Source organism: Pseudomonas sp. GM50 (assembly GCF_000282375.1).
Lineage (GTDB): Bacteria > Pseudomonadota > Gammaproteobacteria > Pseudomonadales > Pseudomonadaceae > Aquipseudomonas.
The window spans coordinates 42,112-48,909 of record NZ_AKJK01000073.1; the positions used below are offsets into that span (position 1 = coordinate 42,112).

A 6,798-nucleotide genomic window follows, 5' to 3' on the forward strand; every position below is an offset into this window, starting at 1 on the left:
GTTGATAGATCTGGTAGATCCGCGCTTTTAAAAAGCCTGCGCAGGATACAGCAGGAGAAATGACAAATAGACTTTTATATCCAATTGTTGCGACGGATGGGATTGTCTAGACAGGTCAGCAAGAGGGGGCGACACACATTCAAATGTGGGAGCGGGCTTGCTCGCGAAGACGGAGTGTCAGTCAACATCATCGTTGCCTGACACACCGCTTTCGCGAGCAAGCCCGCTCCCACAGGGGATGTGCCGTGTCTGATATTTATTTGCAGACGTCGGCGATAGCTTCGGCCAGCAAGTCCAGACGCGTCGCATCAATCCCCGCCACGTTCGCCCGGCCCGAGCTCACCATGTACACGCTGTGATGCTCGCGCAGCTGTTTGACCTGCTCCGGCGATAAACCCGTGTAGGAAAACATCCCGCGTTGCACGCCGATGTGCGCAAATCGCTCGCGCAAGCCATGAGGTTCAAGCGCTTCGACCAGACCGCTGCGCAACTGGGCGATGCGCAAACGCATGGCTTCCACTTCGTCGGCCCAGCGGCTTTTCAGCTCTGGATCGCCGAGGATGGTCGCGACCACTGCGGCGCCATGATCCGGCGGTGTCGACCACAGGTTGCGGGCGATGTTGGCCAGTTGGCTGCGGATATCCACCAGCTTGTCGGCGGTTTTCGCGCAGACAATCAGTGCGCCGGTGCGGTCGCGGTACAGGCCGAAGTTCTTCGAGCAGGAACTGGTGATCAGCACTTCCGGCAACTCGGCGGCGAACAGCCGGGTCGACCAGGCATCTTGCTCCAGGCCGTCGCCGAAACCCTGATAAGCGAAGTCGATCAGTGGCAGCAAATCACGACGGCGCACCACGTCCAGCACCCGACGCCAATCGTCATGGGACAGATCGAAACCGGTCGGGTTGTGGCAGCATGCGTGCAGTAGCACAACATCGCCTTTGGGTGCTTGATTGAGCACCGCCAGCATCGCTTCCACATCGAGACGGTTATCGCTGCCCACGTACGGGTAATGACTGACCTTGACCCCGGCCGCCGCGAAAATGGTTTCGTGGATTGGCCAGGTCGGGTTGCTCAACCACACGCCACGGCCCGGCAGGCATTGAGCGATGAAGTCGGCGCTCAAACGCAATGCGCCAGTGCCGCCCGGTGTTTGAGTGGCGCCGGCCCGTTGTTCGGCGATCAGCGCCGAATCAGCGCCAAGCACCAACTCGTTGATCACCTTGCCGAACGCCGCATCGCCGTGACCGCCGATGTAGGTCTTGGTGGGCTGACGATCCACCAGGCGCTGCTCGGCGAGCTTCACCGCTTCGGGGATTGGTGTCAGGCCCTGGGCGTCTTTGTAGACACCCACGCCAAGGTCGAATTTGCGCGGGTTAGGGTCCTGCGCATAGGCCTCCATCAGGCCGAGAATCGGGTCGCCAGGTACTCGACCGATGGCGTCGAAATGCATTATTTGCGGCCCTCGGCGTTTTTGGCCACTTCGTCGGTGCGCGCGGCCATGATGAAATCGTTGCGGTGCAGGCCTTTGATGGAGTGGCTCCACCAGGTGACGGTGACTTTGCCCCACTCGGTCAGCAGGCCCGGGTGATGACCTTCGGCCTCGGAGATTTCACCGACGGCGTTGGTGAACGCCAGTGCGTGCTTGAAGTTCTTGAACAGGAAAACTTTTTCCAGCTGCATCACGCTGTCGCGAACTTCGATGTTCCAGTCAGGGATCTGCTTGATCAGGATCGGCAATTCTTCGTCGCTGACCTGAGGGGCGTCGGCGCGGCAGGCTTCGCAGTGGGCTTGGTTCAGAGCGTTCATGGTGTGTTCCTGAATTCGATTCTTGTTGGAAATTACTATCTTTGCGCGCAAGTCGCGAGCGGGATCTGCTCAGGCTGCTTTGGGCTTTGGCGGAAATTTCGGTGCGCGCAACCCCAACTGCATACCTTGCTTGACCATGCCCATGATGTCTTCGTGGGCCAGATCGAACAGGCGCTTGAGGTTCGGCAGGACAAAGTACAGCGGTTGCAGAATGTCGATGCGGTACGGCGTGCGCATGCATTCCAGCGGATCGAAGGCCTGATGCTCAGGCGTGTCCGACAGGCAGTAAACGGTTTCTTTGGGCGAGGACAGAATGCCGCCACCGTAGATGCGCAGGCCTTGTGGCGTGTCGACCAGGCCGAACTCGATGGTCATCCAGTACAGGCGCGCCAGGTACACGCGTTCTTCCTTGGAAGCCTGTAGGCCAAGTTTGCCGTAGGTGTGGGTGAATTCGGCGAACCAAGGGTTGGTCAGTAGCGGACAGTGGCCAAAGATCTCGTGGAAAATGTCCGGTTCTTGCAGGTAATCCAGCTCTTCGCGGGTACGAATAAACGTCGCCACCGGGAACTGCTTGTTCGCCAGCAATTCGAAAAAGGTCTGGAAGGGAATCAGCGCGGGGACTCGGGCAACCTGCCAGCCGGTGGTTTCACCGAGGACTTTGTTGATTTCACCGAGTTGCGGAATGCGGTCGTGGGGCAGACCGAGTTTTTCGATACCGTCCAGGTATTCCTGGCACGCACGGCCCTCGACCACTTTCAGTTGGCGAGTGATCAGCGTGTTCCACACCGCGTGTTCTTCGGCGGGGTAGTCGATAAAACCTTGCGCATCGGGCTCACGAGCCACGTATTGCGTCTGCTTCATGCTGCTCTCCTGCTAGGGGATTCGTTCTTGTTGTGTGTACAGCTATGGACCTAGAAATACCCCAAGGCGTGCGGTGTTGCAGCAGGTGATCTGAGTTGTGAGTAGGAAAAATCTGCGCTTTTCGTAAAATATTCGTTACAGATTGGCCGCTATGGCGTAAGTATTGATATTTGCGGGTTTGAAATGGCTTGCAGGTGTCACATAATCTTGACGACTATTTGAGTGCCTTGGCAGAAAAATACGTCGGTCTGCCAAGTGCCCTTGTGGGAGCGGGCTGTGGTGAGGGGGCTTGCCCCCCCGTTTGAGTGCGCAGCACTCACAAGGTCTTTGGTGCATCAGAGATTTTGGGGCTGCTTCGCAGCCCAACGGGGGCAAGCCCCCTCGCCACGGCCCGCTCCCACAGGTTGTGCGCTGGGCATCAACCTCACTCACCGTTTTGTGGGCCTTTATATGCGTATCAAAGTTCACTGCCAGAACCGCATCGGTATCCTGCGCGACATTCTCAACCTGCTGGTCGAGTACGGGATCAACGTCGCTCGCGGCGAAGTGGGCGGTGAGCATGGCAATGCGATCTATCTGCACTGCCCGAACCTGATCAACATTCAGTTCCAGGCGTTGCGTCCGAAGTTCGAGGCGATTGGCGGGGTATTCGGCGTCAAGCGCGTAGGGCTGATGCCCAGCGAGCGTCGGCATATGGAACTCAATGCCTTGCTTGGTGCCCTGGAGTTTCCGGTGCTGTCGATCGACATGGGCGGCTCCATTGTCGCGGCCAACCGTGCGGCGGCGCAGTTGCTCGGGGTACGGGTAGACGAGGTGCCGGGGATTCCGCTGTCGCGGTACGCCGAGGATTTTGATTTGCCGGAACTGGTGCGCGCCAACAAGTCGCGGATCAACGGCTTGCGGGTCAAGGTCAAGGGTGACGTGTTTCTCGCCGACATCGCGCCGCTGCAATCGGAGCATGACGAAAGCGAGGCTATGGCCGGTGCGGTGTTGACGCTGCACCGGGCGGATCGGGTGGGAGAGCGCATTTATAACGTGCGCAAGCAGGAATTGCGTGGCTTCGACAGCATTTTCCAAAGCTCGAAAGTGATGGCGGCGGTGGTGCGCGAGGCGCGACGCATGGCGCCACTGGATGCGCCGCTATTGATAGAAGGTGAAACCGGCACCGGCAAAGAGTTGTTGGCGCGGGCCTGTCACCTGGCGAGCCCGCGTGGGCAGTCACCGTTGATGGCGCTCAACTGCGCCGGTCTGCCGGAGTCCATGGCCGAGACCGAATTGTTCGGCTACGGCCCCGGCGCCTTCGAAGGGGCGCGGGCCGAAGGCAAGCTTGGGCTGTTGGAGCTGACGGCGGGCGGTACGTTGTTCCTCGACGGCGTCGGTGAAATGAGCCCGCGCTTGCAGGTGAAATTGCTGCGCTTCTTGCAGGACGGCTGCTTCCGTCGTGTCGGCAGCGATGAAGAGGTCTATCTGGATGTGCGGGTGATCTGCGCCACTCAGGTGGATTTGTCCGAGCTGTGCGCTCGCGGTGAGTTTCGCCAGGATTTGTACCACCGTTTGAACGTGCTCTCGCTGCACATCCCGCCGCTGCGCGAATGCCTCGACGGGCTGGCGCCGCTGGTGGAGCACTTCCTCGATCAGGCCAGTCGGCAGATCGGTTGCCCGTTGCCAAAACTGGCGCCGGCGGCGATGGAGAGGCTCAGTCATTATCATTGGCCGGGTAACGTGCGGCAGTTGGAGAACGTACTGTTCCAGGCCGTTTCCCTGTGCGACGGCGGCACCGTCAAAGCCGAGCACATTCGCCTGCCGGACTACGGCGTGCGTCAGCCGCTTGGCGATTTTTCTCTTGAGGGTGGTTTGGACGAGATTGTCGGGCGCTTCGAGAAAGCGGTGCTGGAGCGCTTGTATTCCGAGCATCCGAGCAGTCGGCAACTGGGCAAGCGGCTGGGGGTTTCGCATACGACCATTGCCAATAAGTTGCGTGAGTATGAGGTTGGCAAGGACAACGCCTGATGTGGCGAGGGAGCTTTTGTGGCGAGGGGGCTTGCCCCCGTTGGGCTGCGAAGCAGCCCCTTGCAATCTTTCAGATCCTTCGAGTTGTCCGCATTTACGACTGCTGCGCAGCCGAACGGGGGCAAGCCCCCTCGCCACAGGAATCTGTGTTGGCTGCAAAGGTCGATGCTTGCCGTAAGCGGCATAACACCGCCGGTTTTTCGTCTTCGATACATTTCCCCAATCCCCTCTGAATCCCTCAAGTCCTTTGTTTGCCGGGCCCTGCGCCGCCAGAAAAAAGTTGGTCTGCAAATTGCTTATGGCTCAGCAGTACAGCGGTGGGCGGCAAACGTCCGGCATGCAGAGGAAAGAGTGTGGACAAGTACCTTTATGTGGCAATGACCGGCGCCAGCCAGAATGCACTGGCGCAGAAGGCTCATGCCAACAACCTGGCGAACATCTCTACCAACGGTTTTCAAAAGGACCTGGAACAGGCCCGTTCGATGCCGGTGTTTGGTGACAGCTTTCCGGCGCGTGCGTTTGCCATGAGCGAACGTCCGGCCACCGACTTCTCTCCGGGTGCGCTGGTGCAAACCGGTCGCGACCTCGACGTTGCGGTGCAGGGCAATGGCTGGATCGCCGTGCAGAACCCTGATGGCGGTGAAAGCTACGTGCGCACCGGTAGCCTGAACGTTGACGCCCTGGGCGTGCTGCGTGCCGGCAATGGTATGCCGGTGGTAGGCAATGGCGGGCCGATTGCCGTGCCGCCCGAGCAGCAAATCGAAGTCGGCGAAGACGGCACCGTCAGCATCCGTGCGATGGGCGAAGGTCCACGGGTGATGGCCGAAGTCGACCGCATCAAACTGGTCAACCCGGACTTCAAGAACATGACCAAAGGCCTGGACGGTTCGATCCACACCAAGGACGGCAAGCCGGCGCAAGCCGATGCCAACGTCAAACTGGTGTCCGGGTTCCTGGAGTCGAGCAACGTCAATGCCGTGGAAGAAATGACCTCGGTGCTGGCGCTGGCCAAGCAGTTCGAGCTGCACATCAAGATGATGAACACCGCCAAAGACGATGACCAGGCCATGGCTCGGGTCTTGCAGATCAGCTAATTATCAGAACGTCGCGCCGTAAAACAGGCGCACGAGGAGAATCGAATGCTTCCGGCTCTATGGGTTGCCAAAACAGGTCTGTCCGCCCAGGACACTAACCTCACCACCATTTCCAACAACCTGGCGAACGTATCGACCACGGGTTTCAAACGTGACCGCGCCGAGTTCCAGGACTTGCTGTATCAGATCAAGCGCCAGCCAGGCGCTCAGTCGACCCAGGACAGCGAATTGCCGTCGGGTCTGCAAGTGGGTACCGGTGTGCGCATCGTCGGCACCCAGAAAAACTTCACCGCCGGTAGCTTGCAAACCACCGAGCAGCCGTTGGACATGGCCATCGACGGTCGCGGTTTCTTCCAGATTCTGCAGCCGGACGGCACCACGTCCTACACCCGTGACGGTACGTTCCACCTGGATTCCAACGGTCAGATCGTCAACGCCAGCGGCTTCGCCCTGGAGCCGGCCATTGTCATTCCGAACGATGCCCAGACCTTCACCGTCGGCCGTGACGGCACCGTGTCCATCACCGTTGCCGGCAACCCGGCCTCCCAGGTGATCGGTAACCTGCAAACCGCCGACTTCATCAACCCGGCCGGTCTGCAAGCGGTGGGTAACAACCTGTTCCTGGAAACCGCTGCCAGTGGCGCGCCGCAAGTCGGCACCCCGGGCCTGGCCGGTTTCGGTACCACGCTGCAGAACACCCTGGAAACGTCCAACGTCAGCACCGTTGAAGAGATGGTCAACATGATCACCACTCAGCGCGCCTACGAGATGAACTCCAAGGTGATCTCCACCGCCGACCAGATGCTCTCGTTCGTAACGCAGAATCTGTAATCAAGTCTATGAGGCGGCCATGAGGTCGCCTGCAATACCGTGAGGTAGGGTCATGAATCGCTTTGTATCTGTTCTGGCACTGAGTGGGGCCGTCGTGCTCGCGGGCTGCGTCGCCCCGCCGCCCAAGCCCAATGACCCTTACTACGCCCCGGTGTTGCCGCGCACGCCGCTGCCGGCTGCCGCCAATAACGGCTCC

Annotated in this window: 6 protein-coding genes and 1 pseudogene; 4 read left to right on the top strand and 3 right to left on the bottom strand. The window is 59.7% G+C overall.

The features are described 5' to 3' along the window. Positions 1–256: 256 nt before the first annotated feature. The 3 genes from PMI30_RS11700 to phhA all read right to left on the bottom strand — a co-directional run bounded on the left by PMI30_RS11700 (position 257) and on the right by phhA (position 2,667). Positions 257–1,450 (bottom strand): amino acid aminotransferase, encoded by a 1,194-nt coding sequence (locus PMI30_RS11700; RefSeq protein ID WP_008010997.1) that lies wholly within the window; start codon positions 1,448–1,450, stop codon positions 257–259. After that, positions 1,450–1,806 (bottom strand): 4a-hydroxytetrahydrobiopterin dehydratase, encoded by a 357-nt coding sequence (locus PMI30_RS11695; RefSeq protein WP_007902503.1) that lies wholly within the window; start codon positions 1,804–1,806, stop codon positions 1,450–1,452. The genes PMI30_RS11700 and PMI30_RS11695 overlap by 1 nt, the downstream gene beginning before the upstream one ends. Before the next feature lie 69 nt (positions 1,807–1,875). Further along, positions 1,876–2,667: a phenylalanine 4-monooxygenase gene (phhA, locus tag PMI30_RS11690; RefSeq protein WP_008010998.1), complete on the bottom strand. Its 792-nt coding sequence runs from the start codon at positions 2,665–2,667 to the stop codon at positions 1,876–1,878. A 450-nt stretch (positions 2,668–3,117) separates the two neighbouring features. On the opposite strand from phhA, the gene PMI30_RS11685 reads away from it, so the two are divergent. The 4 genes and pseudogenes from PMI30_RS11685 to flgH form a co-directional block, all read left to right on the top strand. Beyond that, positions 3,118–4,677, top strand: a complete 1,560-nt coding sequence (locus PMI30_RS11685; protein ID WP_032835661.1) for a sigma-54-dependent phenylalanine hydroxylase transcriptional regulator PhhR — start codon at positions 3,118–3,120, stop codon at positions 4,675–4,677. A gap of 353 nt (positions 4,678–5,030) precedes the next feature. After that, positions 5,031–5,771: a flagellar basal body rod protein FlgF gene (locus PMI30_RS11680; RefSeq protein ID WP_008011000.1), complete on the top strand. Its 741-nt coding sequence runs from the start codon at positions 5,031–5,033 to the stop codon at positions 5,769–5,771. Between the two features lie 45 nt (positions 5,772–5,816). Beyond that, positions 5,817–6,602, top strand: a complete 786-nt coding sequence (gene flgG, locus PMI30_RS11675; protein ID WP_008011001.1) for a flagellar basal-body rod protein FlgG — start codon at positions 5,817–5,819, stop codon at positions 6,600–6,602. A 52-nt stretch (positions 6,603–6,654) separates the two neighbouring features. Further along, positions 6,655–6,798: pseudogene (gene flgH / locus PMI30_RS30695) on the top strand (flagellar basal body L-ring protein FlgH); the annotation flags it as partial.